Annotated in this window: 14 protein-coding genes; 13 read left to right on the top strand and 1 reads right to left on the bottom strand. The window is 49.1% G+C overall.

The annotated features are described in order from the left end of the window. Positions 1 to 65 precede the first annotated feature (65 nt). Positions 66 to 926: an alpha/beta hydrolase gene (locus ACFQRK_RS17270; protein WP_379008935.1), complete on the top strand. Its 861-nt coding sequence runs from the start codon at positions 66 to 68 to the stop codon at positions 924 to 926. Positions 927 to 930: 4 nt separating this feature from the next. Then, positions 931 to 2,046: a glycoside hydrolase family 43 protein gene (locus ACFQRK_RS17265; RefSeq protein WP_379008934.1), complete on the top strand. Its 1,116-nt coding sequence runs from the start codon at positions 931 to 933 to the stop codon at positions 2,044 to 2,046. On the opposite strand, the gene ACFQRK_RS17260 is transcribed toward ACFQRK_RS17265, so the two are convergent. Beyond that, positions 2,040 to 3,506, bottom strand: a complete 1,467-nt coding sequence (locus tag ACFQRK_RS17260) for a sialate O-acetylesterase (RefSeq protein ID WP_379008933.1) — start codon at positions 3,504 to 3,506, stop codon at positions 2,040 to 2,042. The two genes, ACFQRK_RS17265 and ACFQRK_RS17260, sit on opposite strands and share 7 nt — an antisense overlap. Positions 3,507 to 3,725: 219 nt before the next feature. Between ACFQRK_RS17260 and ACFQRK_RS17255 the strand changes: the two genes are divergently transcribed. From ACFQRK_RS17255 to ACFQRK_RS17205, 11 genes are all read left to right on the top strand, one after another. Beyond that, on the top strand, positions 3,726 to 6,809 hold the full coding sequence (locus ACFQRK_RS17255; protein ID WP_379008931.1) for a SusC/RagA family TonB-linked outer membrane protein: 3,084 nt from the start codon (positions 3,726 to 3,728) through the stop codon (positions 6,807 to 6,809). A 20-nt stretch (positions 6,810 to 6,829) separates the two neighbouring features. Beyond that, positions 6,830 to 8,629, top strand: a complete 1,800-nt coding sequence (locus ACFQRK_RS17250; RefSeq protein WP_379008930.1) for a RagB/SusD family nutrient uptake outer membrane protein — start codon at positions 6,830 to 6,832, stop codon at positions 8,627 to 8,629. Between the two features lie 32 nt (positions 8,630 to 8,661). Beyond that, positions 8,662 to 9,858 carry a DUF1735 domain-containing protein gene (locus ACFQRK_RS17245; protein ID WP_379008928.1) on the top strand — a complete coding sequence of 399 codons (1,197 nt, stop codon included), beginning with the start codon at positions 8,662 to 8,664 and terminating at the stop codon, positions 9,856 to 9,858. Positions 9,859 to 10,255: 397 nt separating this feature from the next. Continuing rightward, complete coding sequence (locus tag ACFQRK_RS17240) at positions 10,256 to 13,324, top strand: SusC/RagA family TonB-linked outer membrane protein (RefSeq protein WP_379008927.1); 3,069 nt, start codon at positions 10,256 to 10,258, stop codon at positions 13,322 to 13,324. A 12-nt stretch (positions 13,325 to 13,336) separates the two neighbouring features. After that, on the top strand, positions 13,337 to 15,103 hold the full coding sequence (locus ACFQRK_RS17235; protein ID WP_379008925.1) for a RagB/SusD family nutrient uptake outer membrane protein: 1,767 nt from the start codon (positions 13,337 to 13,339) through the stop codon (positions 15,101 to 15,103). 8 nt (positions 15,104 to 15,111) lie between these two features. After that, the gene (locus ACFQRK_RS17230) at positions 15,112 to 15,795 is read left to right on the top strand and encodes a DUF3823 domain-containing protein (RefSeq protein ID WP_379008923.1); all 684 of its coding nucleotides are present in this window, start codon (positions 15,112 to 15,114) and stop codon (positions 15,793 to 15,795) included. 17 nt (positions 15,796 to 15,812) lie between these two features. Then, positions 15,813 to 17,165, top strand: a complete 1,353-nt coding sequence (locus ACFQRK_RS17225; RefSeq protein ID WP_379008921.1) for an aminotransferase class I/II-fold pyridoxal phosphate-dependent enzyme — start codon at positions 15,813 to 15,815, stop codon at positions 17,163 to 17,165. A gap of 47 nt (positions 17,166 to 17,212) precedes the next feature. Beyond that, positions 17,213 to 18,031 (top strand): N-acetylmuramic acid 6-phosphate etherase, encoded by an 819-nt coding sequence (locus tag ACFQRK_RS17220; protein ID WP_379008919.1) that lies wholly within the window; start codon positions 17,213 to 17,215, stop codon positions 18,029 to 18,031. After that, positions 18,012 to 19,985 (top strand): hypothetical protein, encoded by a 1,974-nt coding sequence (locus tag ACFQRK_RS17215; protein ID WP_379008917.1) that lies wholly within the window; start codon positions 18,012 to 18,014, stop codon positions 19,983 to 19,985. Before ACFQRK_RS17220 ends, ACFQRK_RS17215 begins: the two co-directional genes overlap by 20 nt. Beyond that, entirely contained in the window at positions 19,985 to 21,292 is a 1,308-nt protein-coding gene (locus tag ACFQRK_RS17210) for a sugar MFS transporter (protein ID WP_379008916.1), read from the top strand. The genes ACFQRK_RS17215 and ACFQRK_RS17210 overlap by 1 nt, the downstream gene beginning before the upstream one ends. Beyond that, complete coding sequence (locus ACFQRK_RS17205) at positions 21,289 to 22,137, top strand: BadF/BadG/BcrA/BcrD ATPase family protein (protein ID WP_379008915.1); 849 nt, start codon at positions 21,289 to 21,291, stop codon at positions 22,135 to 22,137. Before ACFQRK_RS17210 ends, ACFQRK_RS17205 begins: the two co-directional genes overlap by 4 nt. Positions 22,138 to 22,148: the final 11 nt, after the last annotated feature.

Genomic DNA, 22,148 nt, shown 5'->3' with positions numbered 1-22,148 from the left:
TTTTCACCGGTATTACGTACTTTAGCGACTCGGGCATCAAAAAGTTGCCGGTAAAAAAATTCTAAATGGTTTCAATAGGAAAAAGACGTTACCAGTTGATGGTGGGCTTGTGCGTAATCGGCGTAATCGCATTTTTGTCTACCGCATATGCGCAGCAAGCCGCTAATCCCGTAACCTATCGGCTCATCGAAAACATAGGGTATAGATCGGGAAATAATAGCGATGTCTATGCCAAAGAACGGTGTGTTTTGGATATTTATTATCCCGAAAATAGGGAAGACTTCCCAACGGTGGTCTGGTTCCATGGCGGCGGAATCACCGGTGGCGAGAAGTTTATTCCCGAGGAGTTGAAGGACAAGGGCATTGCGGTCGTCGCGGTTAATTACCGGCTAAGCCCGAAAGTGAAGTCGCCGGTATATATCGATGATGCAGCGGCGGCCATAGCTTGGACGTTTAAGCACATTGAGGAGTATGGTGGGGATCCCAATAAGATCTTGATCTCCGGTCATTCGGCTGGAGGCTATTTGGTTGCCATGGTGGGGCTCGATAAATCCTGGCTGCATACGTATGGCGAGGATGCCGACCGACTGGCTGGGATTATCGACTTCAGTGGCCATGCGATCACGCACATGACGGTTCGAGCAGAGCGTGGAATAAAAGATACGCAACCCATTGTAGATGAATTGGCGCCGTTATATCATGTGCGGAAGGACGCGCCTCCTCTGGTACTGATTACGGGCGATCGTGAATTGGAGATGCTCGGCAGATACGAGGAAAACGCATACTTTTACCGCATGATGAAGGTTGCCGGACATCCCGATGTACACCTCTATGAGTTGGACGGTTTTGACCATGGCGCCATGGCTGCGCCGGCTTTCCATATCTTACTCCATTACGTTAAAGAATTGACAAAAACGACAAAATAAACTGATGAATAAGCCAACTGCAATTGCTGTCCTTTTAACATTTGCCTTGCCGCTTTTAATCTATGCGCAGGAAATAGGCAAGTCTTTTAACAACCCGCTGGACGTCGCCTTTGGCGATCCGTACGTTATCTATGACGATGCGACGGAGCGCTATTATATGTATGGTACCGGGGGAGGTGCCAAGAACGGTTTTGCAGTCTACTCTTCCAGTGATTTAGTGGACTGGAGGAGCGAAGGCCAGGTGTATTATGCCGATAACGAAAATGGCTGGAGCGATTCCACCGCGGCATGGGGTGGAGCGTATTGGGCGCCTGAAGTGTATGCACGGAACGGTAAGTTTTATCTATTCTATAGTGCACAATGGAAAGATAATCCGGGTAAGGAATTGGAGAACTTCCGTATTGGTGTGGCCGTGGCGGATAAACCCACTGGACCTTTTATCGACCTGCAAAACCGGCCCATCTTCGATCCTGGATACCCGATCATCGATGCCAATGTGTATTTTGCCGACGATGGCCGGGTATACCTTTACTATTCCCGCTGTTGTTATAAGCACGCCGTGAAAAGCGAGGTGGCCGACTGGGCGAAGCAGCAGGGCTGGTTTGACGAAATCGAGGAAAGTTGGGTGTACGGCGTCGAGTTGAAACCGGATTTTTCGGGTACAATCGGTGAGCCACGGCTGTTGCTGCGGCCGCCGGTTAAGCTGGATGATGTCCAAGCAGAGTGGGAAAGCCGCTCGGTAACCAGTCGCGAGGTGAACCGCCGTTGGACCGAGGGTTCTTTTACGTTCAAACGGGGTGATACCTACTACATGATGTATTCCGCCAATCACTTTGCCGGCGAGAATTACGCCGTGGGCTATGCGACGGCAAAACATCCGTTGGGTCCGTATACCAAGGCTGCCAATAACCCCGTTCTGGAAAAGAACACCGCAACAGGCGGGCACGTGTCCGGCACGGGGCACAACAGTGTCGTGTTCTTGCCGGATGGCCGGATGCTTTGTGTGTATCACGGCCGTACCGAGAAGACGGGCGATGAACGGGTGGTGTTTATTGACGAGATGAAAATCGATAAGCAGGGACTATTGACCGTATTGGGGCCAACTACCGCCGATCATTGACGATCCACGGGCCAACGGTCCGTTCGGAACGGAATTGCCGGCATACCCGCCTTGTTGAAAAGGGATGCAGTAGCGGTGTTATCGAAACCATAGCGGACGGCTACCGGGTTTTTGATTCCGGCATTCCAGAAAACCAACACGTTACCCCGAACCTTTACCTGGGCTTTGTGGAATACGCGATCTTTTCCCGCAATAAGGAAATGATGCTCGCTTGGGTTGACGATGTCGAGTCCGTTTTCCGCGTGGTCAAAGGCCACAAAAATGCTATCCTGATCAATGGACACGTGCTTATATATCGGATGTTGGTGTGTGATTTGCCGAAGACCGTAGTGTTGCGCGAGGGCGACGTTCGCCAAACGCATACCGACATCTTTTTTGTTGGTAGGGTGTACGTCGGTGGTGTCGGCAACTAGGTCAGTTGTCAGTACCATCGCGGTATTCGGCAACGAAAGTACGTTGGTTTGCGCTTCGCGTAGTAACGCTGCCGAAAGGGGCACGGGATAGCGGTAAGGAGCAATTTGTACCAAGTAAAACGGAAAGTCGTGCTGCCACTCACTTCGCCAAGTATGGATTAATGTGGTCAATAGACTGTCATAGTCAGACGAATATGGACCAACGTTGTTTTCCCCTTGATACCAGATTGTTCCCGCAATTTTGAACGGCGTTAAGGGAGCGATCATGCCATTAAAGGCCAACCCTGGTTTGGTTGGCCAGTGGTCGCTTGGTGTTATTTTTTCCGCGTTGTTCTTAAGCAGGGGACTCTTGGAAATTGCATGGGCAGGTGTCCACACTTCTGCTGATGTTCCTCCCCAAGCCGCTTCAATCAGGCCAATCGGAACTCCCAATGTGTCGGCGAGACGTTTGCCAAAAAAATAGCCAACGGCACTGAAGGTGTTCAGGGTGACGCTGTCGCAGACAGTCCAGTTTGCTTGGCAATCATCCTGACGATCGGAGGTACTTGTCCGGGGTATTTTGAAAAAGCGAATGTCGTTGCGATCAGCGCGAGGCAGTTCCTGTTGGATGTCTGTCAGACCCGATGTGCCATTCATGGCCATATTGGATTGTCCAGAACAAATCCATACTTCCCCAATTAAGACATTCGTCAATTCAATGGTGTTTTTGCCGCGGAATAAGATCGCGTAAGGGCCACCAGCACGGGGTGTGGCCATCCGAAGTTCCCAGCGGCCATCATCCGAAGCGATTATGCTATCGGTTTTTCCGTTCCATGAGGTAGTTACACGAACCCGTTCGCCGGGATCAGCCCAGCCCCAAAATTTTACCTGAGTATCTCGCTGGAGAACCATGTTGTTTCCCAAAAGATGTGGTAGGCGAATATCGGCAAATGACAGGGAAATGCTGCTTAAACATGTCCATGTGGCCGCAAAAAAAAGCTTAATGTTGGGGATATGGCTGTTCATTGCTCGTTTATTGATGGTATAGTTTGCGGTTTTATCGCACATATATCCGTGTTGGATACTGCAAATATAGGGTAATTTTTGTGTGTGAAATGAGATAGTGAGTAAATGTATGCTTATTTTATACATTTTTGATTTTTTGCGGTTTTATGTCTAAAAAATCGGAATAAATATTGCAAATATCTTATATATCGGTTATGTTTGTCGGAATAATGCCGGTTTGTATGATACGGCAAAAGTAAGCATTAACCAAATTATCATTTTATGAAGAGAGTATACGCGGCAGTTTGTATTTGGTCTCGCATGATACGGCCGACCCTTTTACACCTCGCGGGAGTAACTATGTTCCTGATGATTGCTATGCTGTCGTCAGCCCAAGAGGGAAAGCAAGTCTCGGGTCGGGTAACCGACGACAGTGGCCAGGCTATTTCGGGTGTATCTGTGGCGGTTAAGCATCGTTCACAGGTTGAGGTCGCAACCGACGATGAAGGACAGTTTTCAATCGTTGTTTCGTCGAATGACACGTTGCATTTTACTCATATTGGTTACGCATCGCAGGAAATTCCTGTAGACAATCGTATTGTGTTTAACGTGATTATGGTGGCTTCCGAGAGTATGATGGACGAAATTGCCGTAGTCGGTTATGGCACTCAGCGGAAAATAACATTCACAGGCGCGCAATCCACTCTTTCCATTCGCGAGATGGAAAAGACGTCCACGCCCTCGCTTTCGAACGCGATTGCGGGTAAGATGCCGGGTATCATTACCCGCCAATCCAGTGGTGAACCGGGCGCAGATGCCGCACAGGTTTTTATCAGGGGGTTGTCTACATTCGGAAACAACGCGCCGTTGGTATTAATTGATGGTGTGGAACGAAACATGAATCAGATCAATGCGCAGGAAATCGAAAGCTTTACGATTCTGAAAGACGCATCTGCGACCGCAGTCTATGGCGTCCGGGGCGCCAATGGTGTCATATTAATCAACACAAAACGGGGAACGGTTGGGAAGCCGACCATTATGTTCAGAAGCGAGGCTGCGTCGTTGACTGCATTGCGATTGCCCAATTACATTAATGGAGGTGAATATGCGCTGCTCATGAATGAAGCAAGGAATTATCAGGGTTTGCCTCCTCGTTGGTCTGATGAAGAACTCAATAAGTTTTTTGAACAGACGGACCCGTATTTATATCCCAATTCGGATTGGGCCGCAACCGTGTTGAATAAAGAGACCTGGCAGACAATCAGCAATCTAAGCGTCACGGGTGGATCCGAAATAATCAAGTATTATACAAACGTAGGATATACGGTGCAGAATGGTATTTATAAACAGGACCCAGCGAATAAATACAACACCAATGCCAATATCAAGCGATATAATTTCAGGAGCAATGTCGACGTCAACCTATCCAAAACGCTAACCATGCAGCTCGGGATAGGCGGTATTATTCAGAACGGAAATTACCCCGGGGCATCTGCTGGCCAGATATTCGACATGTTGCGTATTATCTCCCCAATTGCCTATCCCGTGCTCAATCCGGATGGTACACCGGGCGGCGCTTCTACATATGTAGGGGGGAATCCATGGGGACTGGCCACTCAATCGGGGTATTCTACACAAGACCATACCACGTTGCAGGCGACATTCGGCGGGCGGTGGGATCTCTCTTCGCTCATCACCGAGGGATTGTCGGTGCGCGGCCTTTTTTCTTATGACCGTTATGCGCTCACGAGCAATGTGCGGGCGAAAGAGTTTGAAGTAAAGCGCTATTTAGGCAAAGATCCGGATACCGGCGAAGATCTCTATAGTGCACCGTACCGGGAAGAAAAGCCGTTGGGCTATGGAATTAGCAATGCGGGTAATCGGGCGATTTACATGGAAGGTCAGGTTAATTATGAGCGGCAGTTTGATGCGCATTACCTGACAGCTATGCTGCTTTACAACCAACGAGACTATGTGGACCTTACCGCTGGCAGTTCGATATTGAACCTTCCGTTTCGAAAACAGGGGGTCTCCGGTAGGCTTACTTATGCATTCGATGACCGATATCTCGCAGAGGTGAATTTCGGATACAACGGATCTGAAAATTTTCCGAAAGGTAAACGGTTTGGCTTTTTCCCGGCTTTTTCTGCCGGCTGGGTGATTTCCAACGAAGATTTCTGGAATGTATCGGTAATCAATCACTTGAAGATCAGGGGATCACATGGAAAAGTGGGTAACGACCAGATTGGACAGCGCTTTCTGTTCCTGAATACCATCAATACCACCGGGCAGTCCTATTTGTTCGGACCGGATCAGCAGTTGTATTACGGGATGGAGGAAAATCAGATCGGGAATGATCGGATAACCTGGGAACGGGCCACGAAAAATAATTTGGGCATCGATCTGGGACTGTGGAATGATCGCGTTACCTTACAGGTGGATGCCTTCAACGAGCATCGTTCGGGGATACTGATGCGCCGATCGACGGTTCCTGATGTTGCGGGCTTTTTCCCGTGGTCCATTCCCTATGCCAACATTGGCGTGATGAAAAATAAGGGAATGGACGCGTTGTTAGAAGTTCGTAATTCCACAGCATCGGGATGGATGTATACCTTTCGTGGGAATTTCACGTTTGCCAAAAACGAAATCGTCGAAAACGATGAACCGGAACGTCGGTATCCCTACCTCTCGTCGAGGGGACTGGCCCTGGGGACGCATCACATGTATATCGCGGAAGGCTTATTTGCCAGCGAGGAGGAGATTAAAGCATGGCCCCGTCAGATTTTTTCGGTAACCCGGCCCGGTGATGTCAAATATCGTGATGTAAATGGCGATGGAATAATAGACTCGTACGATCAGGTGCCGGTTGGTTACCCCCGATTGCCGCAAATGTCTTTCGGATTCGGTGGCACCGTTGCGTACAAATGGTTTGATGTGAGTCTGTACTTTACCGGCGCGGCGCAATCAAGCATTTTTCTGAATGGTTACTCAATTTGGCCGTTTTATGACGGAGAGGGCGTCAACAACGTACTCCGCGAATATTACGACAATCGTTGGACGCCCGACCGGCCGGCCGCGCATTATCCAGCGATCGACAGGGGCAACAACCCGAATAATTTCCTGAATTCGACAATCTGGCTTCGCAACGGCAATTACTTACGGCTTCGCAACGCGGAAGTCGGTTTCAATGTGCCTGAGCAGATGACCCGCCGATTACACCTGAATGAGCTCCGATTGTTTGTTAATGGCATGAACTTATACACCTGGGATCATGTGAAGATTATCGATCCCGAATCAAACGACGGTACCGGCGGTTATCCACTGCAACGATCAATCAATTTTGGACTGCAAATCAAATTCAATTGACCACACTAACCACTATACAAATGAAGAAGTTCATTGCGCTTGGGCTGATCACAATTGCTCAGCTTATTAGCTCGTGCCAAAAAGGCTTTTTGGATAAGGCGCCCGAAGAGGATATCACCATTGAGGAAGCGTTTTTACAGCGGCGCTATGCCGAAGCGTTCCTGACCGATATCTACGCAGGGATTCCGAATGAAATTTACTTTACTGATATGGCTGAGATACAGCCGTTTGTTATCGCGTCGGATGAATTGAATGTGCCCTGGCCTGAAAAGTTCGCCAAGTTAATCAATCGCGGATCATGGAATGCCTTCAACGTAGCCGGACAGATTTGGAAGAACATGTATGAAGGAATCCGCAAGGCAAATATCTTTCTTAAGTACATCGAATTGACTCCCTTGGATGGTTCATTCACGCAAGTGGATAAGGATAGGTGGATCGGGGAAGCGATGTTTCTACGGGCCTTTTATCATTTCATCCTTATGCGTATCTATGGCCCGGTGCCAGTTATGGACTATGCCGCCAATTTAGATGACGATTTCCTGCAAATCAAGCGCCGCCCGTTGGATGGATGTGTGTCCTTCGTTGTCAGCCAATGTGACGAGGCCATCCGGCGCCTTCCGATGCGCGTAGTTGACAGCCGCCACTTGGGTCGCCCCACCGCGGCGGCCGCATTGGCTTTGAAGGCGAGGGTACTGCTTTACCATGCAAGTCCACTTTGGAATGGGAATCCAGATTATACGGGATTTGTCGACAACGAGGGTACGGCCTTGTTTTCAGCAGCCTATTCGCCTGAACGTTGGCGGATCGCTGCGGAAGCAAGCAAACAATGCATCGACCGTTGTGAAGAAGCCGGATACCAGTTATTCCGAACGGCCGGTAATGATCCGGTAGCCAATTACCAGCAATTGTTTATCACCAATAATAACGCAGAAGTACTTTTTGCGCGGAATAGCGGTCGTGACGGCTGGATGGAACGATGCGCGTTCCCGGGGAGTTTGGGAGGATGGAACGGCTGGAACCCAACCCAACGAATTATCGACGCCTACGAGATGGCCAATGGCTTGGCTCCGATAACGGGTTATTCGGGTAACGGCACGCCAATTATTAATGAGGCCTCCGGGTACCAAGAATCAGGTTATGCGGCATCGGATGATCCGTCAGGCAGGTGGCTGGCCGGGGTCCGTAATATGTATGTTGGTCGGGATCCGCGGTTTTATGCAACGATCAATTTCAATGGAGCCAGTTTTGGTGGCAGACGGCTCGAATTCTGGCAGACCGGTGCCGATGGTAGGGGAAACGCGGGCAGGGATTACAACACAACGGGTTACCTGTTGAAGAAATTTTTGGAACCTTCAGTGAACATATCGAGGGGCGAATACTCCTTGAAGACGTGGATTTTCTTTCGGTTGGGTGAGTTTTACCTTAACTATGCGGAGGCACTGAATGAGGCGGACGGCCCGGTATCCGATGTATATCGTTACGTGAATGCCATCCGGGATCGGGCGGGCATGCCCCCGCTCCCTGCAGGACTGTCGCAAGCACATATGCGCGAGCGTATCAGACACGAAAGGCGTATTGAACTGGCCTTTGAGACCCATAGATACTTCGATTGCCATCGGTGGAAAATTGCTCAACAGTCGGAAAGTGGAGCCTTTCATGGAATGAATATCGCAGCAGGTACGCATCTGCAGGACGATGCGTTTTACGAGCGGACGGTTTTTGAAACGCGTGTCTTTCAGGCGCCCACACACTATTTGTTTCCCATACCCCAATCCGAAATCGATAAAAACCCAAGCATTGTACAGAACCCTGGGTGGTAATTTGCTGTAGAAACCAGTTAACGTCATTGAAAATGAAGAAAAATGCAAATTTTGGGATGATAATCGCGTCGCTGCTGTTCATGGCAGGCTGTAGCGAAGAAGTCCGTATTGATGAAGATATGGCAACCGTGCAAGGGTTTGGCAAGGTGTATATTCCTCAAGCAAATTATCGCCCGCTTTCGGCGGCGGTGACCTTGACGGAAAATGAATTCCTGCTGAAATTCAATGTTTTTTACGGAGGGATGAAGAAAGCTGAGCACCGAATTCCGCTGTCATTCGTCACCAATGAGAACTTGGTCGACGAATACAACGAGAAATACGGAACAAATTATGCGAAGTTGCCGGAAGCGAGTTATGAGATGCCGCAATCGGTAGGTGCGATTGAATCCGGACAGAATTCAACGCCGCTCTTCAACGTCGTGATAAAGCCAAAAGGATATTTGGAACCCTTTAAGCCCTACTTGTTGCCGATCCGGGTACAGGCGGAGGGCACACCGGTCAACGAAGCGCTCCAAACGGTATATTTTGAGGTCATTGCCTCCTTTGGACCGGGGGAAGTACCCAGAGAAAATGTGTTATCGTTGGGAGGGGGCCAACCGGACCTGTTGATTCCGTTTGTCGATAACAAACTGGTTGTACGGAATGCGGACGGTAGGTTGCAGCTGTATACTGCTGACGACGCGGGGATATTTGGCAGTCCGACACAGATCGGTGAAGGTTGGCAGATTTTCAACCAGATCTTTTATTTTGAGCCGAATCGGATGGTGGGGATTGCTGCAGATGTCGTGCAATATCAAGTTGATGGTAATGGGGCGTTTGGAAACAGCCGAACTATTGGATGGGGCTGGAACATCTTTGAAAAGATTTTTCCGTACAAACATTTTTTGATCGGTGTCAGACCCGATGGTTTAACAACTGCCTATCCGTATAACGAGCAGGGCGACCTTGACGGAGCGAATATCCGCGATATCGCTTCGGACTGGAACCGATATATGCAACTTTTCGCTTACGGTTCTTCGCTATTGGGAATTGAAGCGGATGGTACACTATGGCAGATTCCTATGTCTGAAACAAATATGCCGCAGCAACGCGTTCAATTGGGAAGTGGGTGGGATATGTATGAGTCTGTGGTGGCGTCGGGAACTGATCTATTGGCGATCGATGAATCCGGTGATTTGTGGCGGTATAAATTTGAACCCCGGGGTTTTTGGCCTTTGGAGGCTGAATAATTCCTATTTAATTGCATGGAGCAAAATTCAAAAGAAGGGAATATAGTGCGATAAGAATCTGATTGTGACTGAAAGTATTCAGAACACGCAACTCGTCAGCAAACTAAAAGGATGTCTATTCGGTACCGTTATTTGCCCTTTTAACTGTTGTGATTTGCGTGTTTTTAAATGATTTTTTGCTTGAATAGTTATGTTGGGTTGCTTTCTTTGCTTTTTTCAAATAAAAAATTGCAGTTTGCTTGTTATTTTCGTTTTTGATACTATATATTTGCGTTTATTATGCGTGAATTAAAGCATTGATCTTCTGAAATGCGCATAATTATTGAGTTACTAACAGTTAATTATTAATCCACTAAATGTTATGAAAAGACAAAGGATAGTTAAATCCTGGAGGATTATGGGGGCTCTATATATCAAAATCGGCCTGTTGATGATGTTGATGCTAGCCTATGTTCACTTTAGTTCAGCGCAACCCATAAATCGGATCAGTGGTCGAGTGCTCAATGAAGCTGGTGAGGTGATGAAAGGTGTTTCTGTGGGATTTAAGCATAAGAATACAAGTACGTTTACTGATGAGCAAGGTCAATTTGTGATAGAAGCCGGGAAGCAAGATACACTTGTGTTTACCTATATGGGATTTGTTTCGCAGGAAGTCGCTGTGGAAAACAAAGAGCGATTGGACATTGTTATGGTTGAATCCCAAAATGCATTGGATGAGGTTGTCGTGGTGGGGTATGGAACGCAAAAGAAAGCGAACCTGACTGGTGCGGTAGCCACCATGGATTCCAAGCAACTATCCGTTGTTCCGGCTGCCAACGTGAGTGCGTTGATGGCTGGAAACCTGCCGGGACTAATGGCAGTTCAACGTAGCGGGGAACCAGGTAACGATGACGTCAGCTTCAATATCAGGGGATTTGGTTCAGCTCTTGTGGTAGTGGACGGTATCGTGGGCCGGAATTTTTCGAGGCTAGATCCCAATGAAATCGAAAGTATCACGGTACTAAAAGATGCTGCTTCCACGGCGGTATACGGTGTGAGTGGAGGGAATGGTGTGGTATTGGTTACAACGAAAAAGGGTACGGTGGGCAAGCCGGAGTTTAATTATACATTCAATTATGGGCTACAACATGTAACCAATTACCCTCGTTTTGTTACCTCGGAGGAATTTGCTATACTGAAAAACGAAGCAGCGGTAAACGCCGGAGGGTCACCTGTATTCACCCCGGAGGAGGTTGAAAAATTCCGTAACGGAAGTGATCCGTTGAACTACCCCAACGTTGACTATTACGACCTGTTTGTCCGCGATTATACGCCCCAAATCCAACACAACGCAACGGTGCGTGGCGGAAGTGACCGCATTAAGTACTTCTTTTTACTGGGTCAAACGGACCAGATGGCCATGTGGAAGGGGGGTAACCAAGATTACCGAAAGTACAATTTCCGGTCCAACGTGGACGCGCAGATTACCGACGGATTGCGTATTTCGCTCGATTTGGGCGCGCGCACCGAGAACCGCAATAATCTGGTGCAGGACGCTTACCTGATGGCGTCTTGGATGCAATATCAATGGCCGATCGTCAACCCGTATACACCCGATGGAAAGATCCAGAACAGCAACTATGGATTGATTGCTTACCTCGACCGGGATTTGACGGGTTACATCCGCAATCAAGTAAATGCCATACAGGGAAATTTGACGATTGATTATCAAATACCTTTTGTTCCGGGGCTAAGCGCGAAGGTAACGGGTGTAAGGGATCTGTATTTCGAAGACCGCAAGCAATGGATGAAGAAATATGGTCTTTATACCTGGGACCCGGCTACCCAGACCTCTACGCAAACCGGTGCCAGGGAAAACAATACATTGGACCTGAGCAATAGTAAGATGGTTGCATCCCGTATTCAGGCATCCTTGAATTACAGCAGGAGTTTCCAGGAAAATCATAACGTGGGGGCGATGGTACTGTACGAAGAAATGGAAGATATATCCACGTCACTGGGCGGTACACGGATTAATTATGTGGTGCCAATAGACCAAATTTTTGCTGGTCCGACACGCGATCAGACCAACAGGGGAACGGCGAGCGACAATGGCCGTCAAAGTATTGTTGGCAGATTCAATTATGACTATAAGAATAAATACCTCTTTGAATACAGCTTTCGCTACGACGGGTCCCCTCGGTTTCCGCCGGAATATCGTTGGGGGTATTTTTCGGGATATTCGGCAGGTTGGCGGATTTCGGATGAACAGTTTTTCAGCCGTTATACGTCCGTTGTGGATAACCTAAAGTTGCGAGCTTCGTACGGTCAGTTGGGTAACGATAATACCGGCAATTTTCAATTCATTACCGGTTATACATACCCAGTGCGTTCATACATCCTTGGCGGCTCGGCGGTTACAAACGGGTTTGTTGATGCCGGACTCGCCAATCCAAATATCACGTGGGAAGAAATTAATATGTTGAATCTCGGCCTGGATGTTGGTCTTTGGCGGGGATTGCTTACCATGGAGGTGGATGTGTTCAGCAGGTGGCGCAAGAACATCCTGGCCAAACGGGCGCTTCAAATCCCAATCACCTTTGGTGCCGCATTACCCGATGAAAACTTGAACGAAGATCTGGTCCGGGGATTTGAGATCACGTTGGGACATAACAACCGCATCAACGATGTTGCTTACAACATCTCAGGCAATGTTTCCTTTACCCGCGCAAAAATGACCCACGTGGAGCAGGGTGCGTTCAACTCCCAATACCACAATTGGCGCAATAACGAAGAGAACCGGTATACCAACCGGTTTAACGGGCTGAAAGCGATTGGCCAGTTCCAGTCTTACGATGAGATTAAAAGTGCGCCGATCCAGGACGGCTATACCAACTCGACATTGCGTCCGGGCGATATCAAATACGATGATTTTAATGGCGATGGTGTCATTAACACTGAAGATTATCAGCCTATTGGAAGAGGGTACAATCCTGAGATCAATTTTGGTATCAATATGGGGGGCAGCTGGAAAAACCTATCGGTCTCGATGTTATGGCAGGGCTCGGCTAACTTCAGTATGTATCAGGAGCATTACCTGATCCAGCCGTTTGCCAACGACATGAGTACCTACGCATATTTCATGGATAGATGGCACCTGTCGGATATCAACGATCCCAACTCGGAGTGGATTCCGGGGAAATACCCGGCTACCATCAACGATGGCGCGCCGAATAATAAGATGCTTTCCTCTTTTTGGCTACAGGATGCCTCTTACCTACGGTTAAAGTCACTGAATATTACCTATCGTTTTACCGCGAAGGCATTTTCTAAAATTGGTCTGAAAGATATGGCGTTTACGCTCAGTGGGTATAACCTGTTGACCTTCACAGGTATGGAGTATACCGATCCGGAAGCACCGACGGGGAGGTTGTCCTACTATCCACAGCAGAAAACCTATAATGCCGGCGTGAGCGTGACCTTTTAATTCCTTACAGAAATGAAAACAAAAACATTAGTCCTATTGCTCTCCCTTCTGCTTTCGTCTTGCATCAAGGATGTTTTGGACAGAAGGCCTTTGGACCGTATACCCGACGAAGAGGTTTGGATGTCTGCTCCGCTGATTGATCTTTACCTAGTAAGCTTGTATGACAACATTCCGATCGGTCATGCGAGAAACGGCAGTGTATTCGAATCCAACCTGACCGACGAAGCTTCTCACCCGTATGCAGGTGTGACGATTGTCAATAACTACGGCAACCAGTCGCTTACGTTGAATACGACCATGTACGAATGGATACGTCGGGCAAATGTGTTCCTGGAAAAAATCGGGACGAGCGTATTATCCGACGAGCAGAAGAAAGTGGTGACTTCGGAGTGCCGGTTTATCCGTGCGTACTATTACTTTGATCTCGTCAAAAAATACGGCGGAATGCCCTTGATTTTGGCGGCGCAGTCGCTGGATGACCCTGAAGGGCTTTTTGTGCCAAGAAATACCGAAGAGGAAGTATATGAATTCCTGCTGAGTGAGTTGGATGCCGCCACCGTAGACCTTCCTGAAAGCTGGGATGCCAACAATGCAAACCGAGCCACCAAGGCCGCTGCCCAGGCGCTGAAGGCACGGGCGATGCTTTATGCAGGGTCTATTGCCAAATTCGGGACGGTTCAACTGAACGGTCTGCTGGGTATACCTTCGGAAAAAGCGGATGACTATTTCAATGAGGCATATAAGGCGGCAAAGTATATCAAGGAAACCGGAAGGTTTTCGCTTTTCGATGATCTTTACGACCCGGTTACCCAATCAGGCAATCCCGCTGCGAATTTCGAAGCGATATTCCTCCAGAAAAACAACCAGGAAGTAATCTTTCAGAAAGCTTATAGTGCCGATAAGCTCCATAGTTACGATACGTACAACCTCCCGGATGGCTTCAAGCCCGGATGTTGTGGTAATGCGCAGGCTCCGCTACTTGCCATGGCAGAATCGTATGAATATGTTGATGGCACCGAGGGTAAGCTAGATTATGAGGGAAAGGAGTTCGATTCTCCAGATGAACTGTTCGCCGGGAAAGACCCTCGTTTCGCAGCGACCATTATGCGGTCGGAAACTCCGTTTATCGGCCGGAATGTACAGATTTATCGCGGAATATATGATACGGATGGCACGCTCTATCAAACCCGAAACGCACCGTTCGAGAAGGATCCGGGTACACTGCAGGTAGGGCGCGACGGGCCATATACGCTCGGAGATGTTGGGAAGACCGGGTTTTACCTAAAGAAATACCTGGACCCCGCCGGCGGTATAGTACCGGAGTCCCGTTCGACACAGAACTATATTGATTTCCGTTATGCCGAAATACTGCTTACATTGGCCGAAGCATCGTTTGAGGCTGGTATTGACCTGGCTGAATCGTTGGATGCCATCAACCTGGTGCGCAACCGTGCCGGAATGCCGGCGCTTACTCCCTCAGAGCTGACCCGTGAGCGCATCCGAAACGAACGTAAGGTTGAGTTGGCTTTTGAAGACAAGCGATTTTGGGATATCAAGCGTTATCGGATCGGTACCGATATTTTCCGCAATACGTATGTTTCGGGATTATGGCCGTACCTCAAATACACAGGAACGGGTTACAAGTATATTTTCAAGAAGGTCACAGGAGCTCCCTTAGATAATGGACAGCCCCGGGTTTTCCAGGAGCGCGATTACTATAGCAATCTCGCCGGTTATATCGCGTCAAACAGGCAAATTGTAAACAATCCAGGATGGTAAGCATGAAAATGAATAAGCAAAAACAAATCGTTATCGGCCTGATTGCGGCGATCGCATCTGCGGGTTGCGAGCTAGATAACTACAAAATGCCCGATTTGACTCTTTCCGGCAGAATCGTTGATGCAAGTACTGGAGAGCTGGTTGAGTCTGGGGGAATCAACGGTGGTACAATCGTGCAGTTGTTTGAATACAGCGATACTCAGCCCCAGAATCTGACAACGTTCCCCGATGGCACATTCGTAAATTCACGGGTTTTTCCGGGTAATTACACCTATACGGCAGTAGGCCCATTCACGTTGGTAAATCCTGATCGGGTAGCATTGGCCATTAAGGGTAATACCGATATTGATATCGAAGTATTACCTCATGTACGGCTAAAGATAACGGAGGTTACCGTCAATGGTACATCAGCTACTGTCAAGGTCGCCTACGAAAAAGTCAACGATACACAGACCCTTTCCCGGATCGGTGTGGCGTGGAACACGTATCAGAATCCGAACATATTGAGCGTCGGAGCAGGCAAATTTCAGGAAGAACAGGTGGAATCCCTGGACTTGGAATCCGGCGAGCGGGAGTATACCATTGATGGGCTGGCTGCAGGAGAAATAAACTATATCCGGGCGTTCGCGCGCACGAATAATCCGGGAAATTATTATAATTACAGTTCGCAAGTGACACAGCAAATTAATTAATTCAACAGATAAATGTTATGAAGAACAAATTCAATCGACGAGATTTTATTGGGACAGCAGCCATGGCAGGAGCAGGTGTAGCATTGGGAGGTCTTCCCAAGTGGTCATTCGCCAACGTTCAGGACGGCAAGCCTGCCATATTGGGCGGTAGCAAGGCCTATACCAGTGGCTTTAGTTCATGGCCATTGTTCGATAACCGCGAAGAGGAGGCGCTCATCTCCGTTTTGAAAAGCGGAAATTGGGGCCGCTTGAACGGTCGCGTGACGGCCGAATTCGAAAAAGCATACGCCAACCTCAATGGGGCCGGTCATTGTTTGGGCGTATCGAGTGGAACATCGGCGTTAACCACAATCTTAGGCGCATTGGGGATCGGCCCGGGAGATGAGGTGGTAATTCCCGTATACACCTTCATCGCAACTTATAATGTTGTGGTACTTAACTACGCATTGCCCATTTTGGTGGATACGGATATCGAAACATTCCAGATTGACGCTAAAAAAGCAGAAGCCGCAGTAACCGCCCAGACTAAAGCGATCATGCCCGTGCATATCGGTGGCACGCCCTTTAATATCGACGCATTCCTGGCACTGGGCCAGAAGACCGGTATTCCCCTTGTTGAGGATGCTTGTCAGGCGCACCTTGCAGAATGGAAAGGCAAAAAAGTAGGCAATTTCGGACTGGCTGGCGCGTTCAGTTTCCAATCGTCGAAAAATCTGAATTGTGCCGAAGGCGGAGCTATTTTGACCAATGATGCGGATTTTGCACGTGCGTGTTATACCTTCCACAACCAGGGGCAAGGTGGTACCGGTACGTCGTTTGGTACGGGGACGGGGACACGGGCGACAAACCTACGGCTTACTGAATTTCAGGGCAATTTGTTGTTAGCACAGATGACACGCCTGCAAGAGCAAGCAAAAACGAGGTCCGAAAACGCGAAATACCTGACCGAACTATTGACCGACATTCCGGGTATCGAACCGGCGAAGTGGTATCCGGGGACTACACAAAGTGCCTACCATTTGTATATGTTCCGATACCTGAAAGAACACTTTAACGGACTCAGCCGCGAGAAATTTGTAGAGGCGATCAGTGCAGAGGGAATTCCATGCAGTCCGGGCTACGGCCAGATGAACCGCGATGCATACGTCACCGGGCTGGCATCAAACCCACATTACTTGCGTATTTATGGAGAAAAGACCATGAAAGAATGGTTAGAACGCAATCAGTGTCCGCAAAACGATAAATTGACCAGCGAGCAGTCGCTATGGTTTTTCCAAACCATGTTGCTGGGAACACGGGAAAATATGGAGCAGATTGCAACCGCAATACGGAAAATCCAGAAACATGCCAAGCAAATCGCGAAGGCCTAATATCATGGCGCGGGGTTAAGTATTAAATTGAGAAAAAAGGAGAACACATGGAGTTAAGAGTTACGGAAAGCCCGTCTGTGCACAGGCATCTGGAAAAAAAATCAGTCGACGAGCTTATCGGATTAATCAATCAGGAGGATCAATCGGTTGCTTTTCAAATAAAGCAGGCCTTGCCGCAGCTTAGTCAGCTGATCAAGGCGATTGTGGAAAAAATCAGCGCCGGAGGTCGGTTATTTTATGTCGGTGCTGGTAGCGGGGGCAGGCTTTCCGTACTAGACGTTATTGAACTCCCAACCACTTACGGGATTCCTAAGGGAGTATTCAACGTAATTTTAGCAGGAGGAATCGATCGACTGGCTGATGCATTGGAAGAAAAGGAAGACGATACGGAGGAGGCATGGCAAAAATTGCAGGCGGCCAACATCACGCCTGGTGACATCGTCGTGGGTATTTCGGCAAGCGGTACCACCCCTTTTGTATTGGCAGCACTGAATCGGTGCAAGCAGCAGGGCATAGCTACGGGCTGTATCGTCAGTAATCCGGATTCACCCATCGCCGCTGCGTCGACGTTTCCTGTGGAGGTTGTTACCGGACCGGAGTTCATTACCGGTAGTACACGGATGAAATGCGGTACGGCACAAAAGATGATTTTTGACATGATAAGCACTACCACGATGATCCAATTGGGCAGGGTAGAAGATAACAGCATGGTCAACGTTGCACTGATTAATGATAAAATCACCGATCGAGCCGTGCGGATGCTGATGGAAAAGTCCGGGATTAGTGACTACGGGGATGCCAAGCACATCCTACTGGAACACGGCAGTGTGAAACAAGCATTGGAATATGTATCGAAAAGCATATAGGTGGGTAAGCCAAAGGCGGGGAATCGCGTTGGCTTGCTTAATTGGGTTTGCCGGATGGCTTATCCTCCCGCAGGCGGCATTTGCGCAATATGAATACCGCGTTGGCAAGGGTCAGGCATCCATTGAGCCGGACCAGCACATCCTTTCGCTGTCACTGGCCGGTTACGGCGCACCCCGTGAAGGACGTTTTTCCCTTGAATGGAAAGCGCGTGCAAGCTTGGGTAAGGCAGACGACGCTGCCTTGGTGGCCGATCGGTTATATCTGTTGCGCGGAGGTAAGGTTTGGCAGATTGGTTTGGATGATTTGGAAACGGATGCAATTGCCGTTGCACAATCCGCGGACATCCGTCTGATTGCAGGAGGTGGAAACCGCCTGTTAGCGCTCAGTTCCCGTAATGAATTGCTGGAAGCTAACGTCTCCCGTCAACATAAGTTGCGCTGGAGACGCAAAAGCGAGCTGCAACAAACACCAACATCTTTATCGTACTGGAAGGGCGGATTTGTTATGCTTGATACCGAGGGAGCGCTTTGGGTTGCGGAAGACCGGCGCGGCCCTTTGACCTGGGAGGTCCTGCCGCCGTGTCCGGGTGCCATCGATGTCATGGCAGCGCAAAATCACCTTTATGTGCTTACCGACAAGCAGGAAATCCTCCAATATGATCAATCAACCGGCTGGTTGCGGGTCGCAATAAAAAACGGAATCACCTACGATCAGGACATCCGGCTGCTGATGGCGTCGGATGCAGGATTTTGGGCCCTGGATGGCTCGGGTGAACTTTATCAGGCGCAGCACAACAGTACCCATCAGCTCTCCGTGAACGCGTTGGTGATTCAGCACGGAAAAGAGCGGGTCGCCATTTTAGGAGCCGATGTCTGTGGATTTGACGCCAACTTTGTGAATGCAATGAAGCGAGATATCCAGCGCACATTTGGCATATCCCCCAATGCGGTGATGGTGAATGCCTCACATACGCATTTTGCACCCGTTACGCAGAATTGGTCGACCTGGGGGCCTCATTGCCAAAGGCCGGATAGTACCTATCTTTATTCGGTAGTAAAGTCGGCCGTTATGGGTGCTATGCGTCAGGCTACGAAGGCCCTGCAGCCGGCAAACCTGCATGTCGGGAAGTCGGAGGTGGCGATCGGGCATAACCGGAACTTGCCGGGCACCGACTTGCCTTACGACAAAACCCTTGATGTGATCCGCGTCGATTACCGAAAACTCGAAAAAGACGATGTTATATTTCTGGCGGGGTGCCACCCCGTGTTCCAGAATGCCGGGCGGGAGGGCGTGACCCTCAGTCCGAATTACCCCGGTGTTGCCCGCGAAATGCTCTTACACCACTCAAAGGTGCGGTCGGCCATGTTCCTGCAAGGTTGCGGCGGCGATATCAATCCTGTCGATGCAGATCACCGCGTGACCGCTAAAAAGGTGGCATCGGCCGTGACTGATGTACTCGACCGGGATGCGATGCAACCCATACAGGGAGGAATCACCTTTTATCTGGATACCGTCCAGTTCGACAGCCGTCCCTGGCCTGAAGATAAAATCAAGGCATTCCGGAAGGCCAACGAAGGGCAGGAAGGCAATGTTGGTGCAGAGAAGAACGTCAGGTGGGCCGATCTGATGTTGCGATATATCAAGAACGACGAAATGCCGGCCACCATGCCGGTGTTTGTCCAGACACTCAACATCGGCAATTGGAAGCTCGTAGGAATTTCAAGGGAAACAACGACGGAGTACAGCTTGGGTATCAAAGCGCTATGGCCGGATAAATTGGTCACCGTAGCCGGCTATTGCAACGATGTATCCAGCTACCTCCCTACCAGCAGACACATCAAAGCCGGTATTTATGAGGGAAACGATTCGTTCTTTTGGTATGGCCAACCGAATATATTTCCCGAAAACGTCTACGAGACGATCATGGAATCCATTAAACTAAAAAATCGCTAATGTCGCAGCTTATCAATGTCGCATCACAGAAAAAGCAGGATTCCTTTCCACCGCTGGTCATCATCGGGGCCTTGTTTTTTATCTTCGGATTTATCACCTGGCTGAGTTCGGTGTTGATACCGTATCTTCAGATTGCTTGCGAGCTGAATAATTTTCAGTCGTATTTGGTGGCTTTTGCCTTTTATATTTCCTATTTCGTGATGGCGGTGCCATCCGGATGGTTGCTGAAATTTACTGGGTTCAAAAAAGGAATGTCGGCAGGGTTGCTTGCGGTAGCTGTCGGCTCCCTGATTTTTGTTCCGGCAGCTAGCTACCGGTCGTATCCATTGTTTCTTTTCGGCTTATTTATACAGGGGGCGGGATTGGCCATATTGCAAACCGCATCAAACCCGTACGTCACGATTCTTGGGCCGATGGAAAGCGCTGCAAAGCGAATCAGTATCATGGGCATCTGTAATGGCGTAGCCGGCATTCTGGCGCCGGCGATCCTCGGCGCTGTCGTGTTAAACAATGCAGACGAGATACAAGATCAGTTGCTTGCATTGACGGATGTGGAAAAGGTGGGGGTACTAAACGAACTCGCTGGAAAGGTCATTATCCCTTACCTGATTATCACCGCAATGTTGCTGGTGCTTTCGCTGTTGGTCTATCGTTCCAGTTTGCCGGAAATCGATGAGTCTGCGCTGGAGGCGGAAGGCGAGGGGGGCAATGTGAAGGAAACTGGAAAAACCAGTGTATTTCAATTCCCGCAGTTGCTTTTCGGTGTGCTCACCCTTTTTGTGTATACAGGCGTGGAAGTAATAGCGGGCAACACCATCATCAGTTACGGGTCTTTTTTGGGCATACCATTGTCTACCGCAAAATTTTTCACTTCGTTTACGCTTGTCGGTATGCTTGTCGGGTACTTGATCGGTATTATCTGCATACCCAAGTTTATCAGTCAGCGCACGGCGCTCACGTGGTCGGCGGGATTGGGGATTCTTTTCGGATTATTTGCCGTATTTACTGAAGGGATGGTATCCGTGGTTTTCGTAGCCTTACTGGGATTAGCCAATTCGTTGATCTGGCCGTCGGTATGGCCTTTAGCGATCGATGGATTGGGAAGGTTCACCAAGATCGGATCTTCCTTGTTGGTGATGGCCATTTCCGGTGCTGCTGTAATACCGCTACTTTATGGCTGGCTTGCCGATCGCTTTGACCCCCACCAAGCCTATTGGCTGGTCGTCCCATGTTACGTGGTGATCATTTGGTATGCAACCAGCGGCTACCGGTTGGGTACATCATTGAAAGGAGGGAATCCATCATGATTTTGGTTGCGGATAGCGGGTCGACAAAAACCGATTGGGGATTGATTTCGGATAATGGCTCGATTACGTATTTTTCGACATCCGGCTATAATCCGTTTTTCATGGATATTGATTCCATTCGGGACGCCATCTCATCGGAGTTGGGTGGACAATTGGACTTAGTTAAGGTGCAGCGTATTTTTTTTTATGGCGCGGGTTGCCAAGGGAACCAGGTTTCCAATATGGAGCAGGCGTTGCGCCAAGTATTTACCCGAGCTGTTGCCATCGAAGTGTCCGTTGATTTACTGGCAGCTGCGAAGGCATTGCTAGGCGATCGTCCGGGGTTTGCGGCGATATTGGGCACGGGTACCAACACGTGCTTATACGATGGTCGGGCGATCACATACCACATCGATTCCCTGGGCTTTTTGCTCGGCGATGAGGGAAGTGGAGCCGCTATGGGTAAGCGTATATTGACGGACTTTTTAAGAAACCAGATGGACGATGCCGTACGGAACGCATTTAATCGTAAATATGGGCTGGATGAAGCGGTCCTGATGGAACGAGTATACGCCTCGACGCACCCGAATCGGTATTGCGCTTCGTACACCCGGTTTTTGGATGAGCCGGAAGCCGCCGGAAACTACCGGAAGCAAGTGGTTGGGGAGGCTTTTCGGGTCTTCTTTGAGAAGCTGGTATGTTTATACCCTGCCTATCAGTCATTGACATTCAATTGTGTCGGTTCAATCGGCTATCATTTCAGCGATTTGCTGAAAATTGAGGCGGAGAACCGAGGTATGGAGGTAGGGTCCATACTGCCTACTGTCATTGAAAAACTGACCCTTTATCATCATTCAGTGGCGTAACCGTACGTGGT

The organism is Parapedobacter sp. GCM10030251 (genome assembly GCF_042666505.1).
Lineage (GTDB): Bacteria > Bacteroidota > Bacteroidia > Sphingobacteriales > Sphingobacteriaceae > Parapedobacter.
The sequence above is the reverse complement of the archived record's forward strand: the minus strand, read 5'-3'. Positions and strand labels throughout refer to the sequence as shown.

Bases quoted from the DNA above. Each gene is read 5' to 3' on its own strand.
- ACFQRK_RS17270 (WP_379008935.1), top strand. From the start codon at position 66: ATGGTTTCAATAGGAAAAAGACGTTACCAGTTGATGGTGGGCTTGTGC.
- ACFQRK_RS17265 (WP_379008934.1), top strand. From the start codon at position 931: ATGAATAAGCCAACTGCAATTGCTGTCCTTTTAACATTTGCCTTGCCG.
- ACFQRK_RS17260 (WP_379008933.1), bottom strand. From the start codon at position 3,506: ATGTGCGATAAAACCGCAAACTATACCATCAATAAACGAGCAATGAAC.
- ACFQRK_RS17255 (WP_379008931.1), top strand. From the start codon at position 3,726: ATGAAGAGAGTATACGCGGCAGTTTGTATTTGGTCTCGCATGATACGG.
- ACFQRK_RS17250 (WP_379008930.1), top strand. From the start codon at position 6,830: ATGAAGAAGTTCATTGCGCTTGGGCTGATCACAATTGCTCAGCTTATT.
- ACFQRK_RS17245 (WP_379008928.1), top strand. From the start codon at position 8,662: ATGAAGAAAAATGCAAATTTTGGGATGATAATCGCGTCGCTGCTGTTC.
- ACFQRK_RS17240 (WP_379008927.1), top strand. From the start codon at position 10,256: ATGGGGGCTCTATATATCAAAATCGGCCTGTTGATGATGTTGATGCTA.
- ACFQRK_RS17235 (WP_379008925.1), top strand. From the start codon at position 13,337: ATGAAAACAAAAACATTAGTCCTATTGCTCTCCCTTCTGCTTTCGTCT.
- ACFQRK_RS17230 (WP_379008923.1), top strand. From the start codon at position 15,112: ATGAATAAGCAAAAACAAATCGTTATCGGCCTGATTGCGGCGATCGCA.
- ACFQRK_RS17225 (WP_379008921.1), top strand. From the start codon at position 15,813: ATGAAGAACAAATTCAATCGACGAGATTTTATTGGGACAGCAGCCATG.
- ACFQRK_RS17220 (WP_379008919.1), top strand. From the start codon at position 17,213: ATGGAGTTAAGAGTTACGGAAAGCCCGTCTGTGCACAGGCATCTGGAA.
- ACFQRK_RS17215 (WP_379008917.1), top strand. From the start codon at position 18,012: ATGTATCGAAAAGCATATAGGTGGGTAAGCCAAAGGCGGGGAATCGCG.
- ACFQRK_RS17210 (WP_379008916.1), top strand. From the start codon at position 19,985: ATGTCGCAGCTTATCAATGTCGCATCACAGAAAAAGCAGGATTCCTTT.
- ACFQRK_RS17205 (WP_379008915.1), top strand. From the start codon at position 21,289: ATGATTTTGGTTGCGGATAGCGGGTCGACAAAAACCGATTGGGGATTG.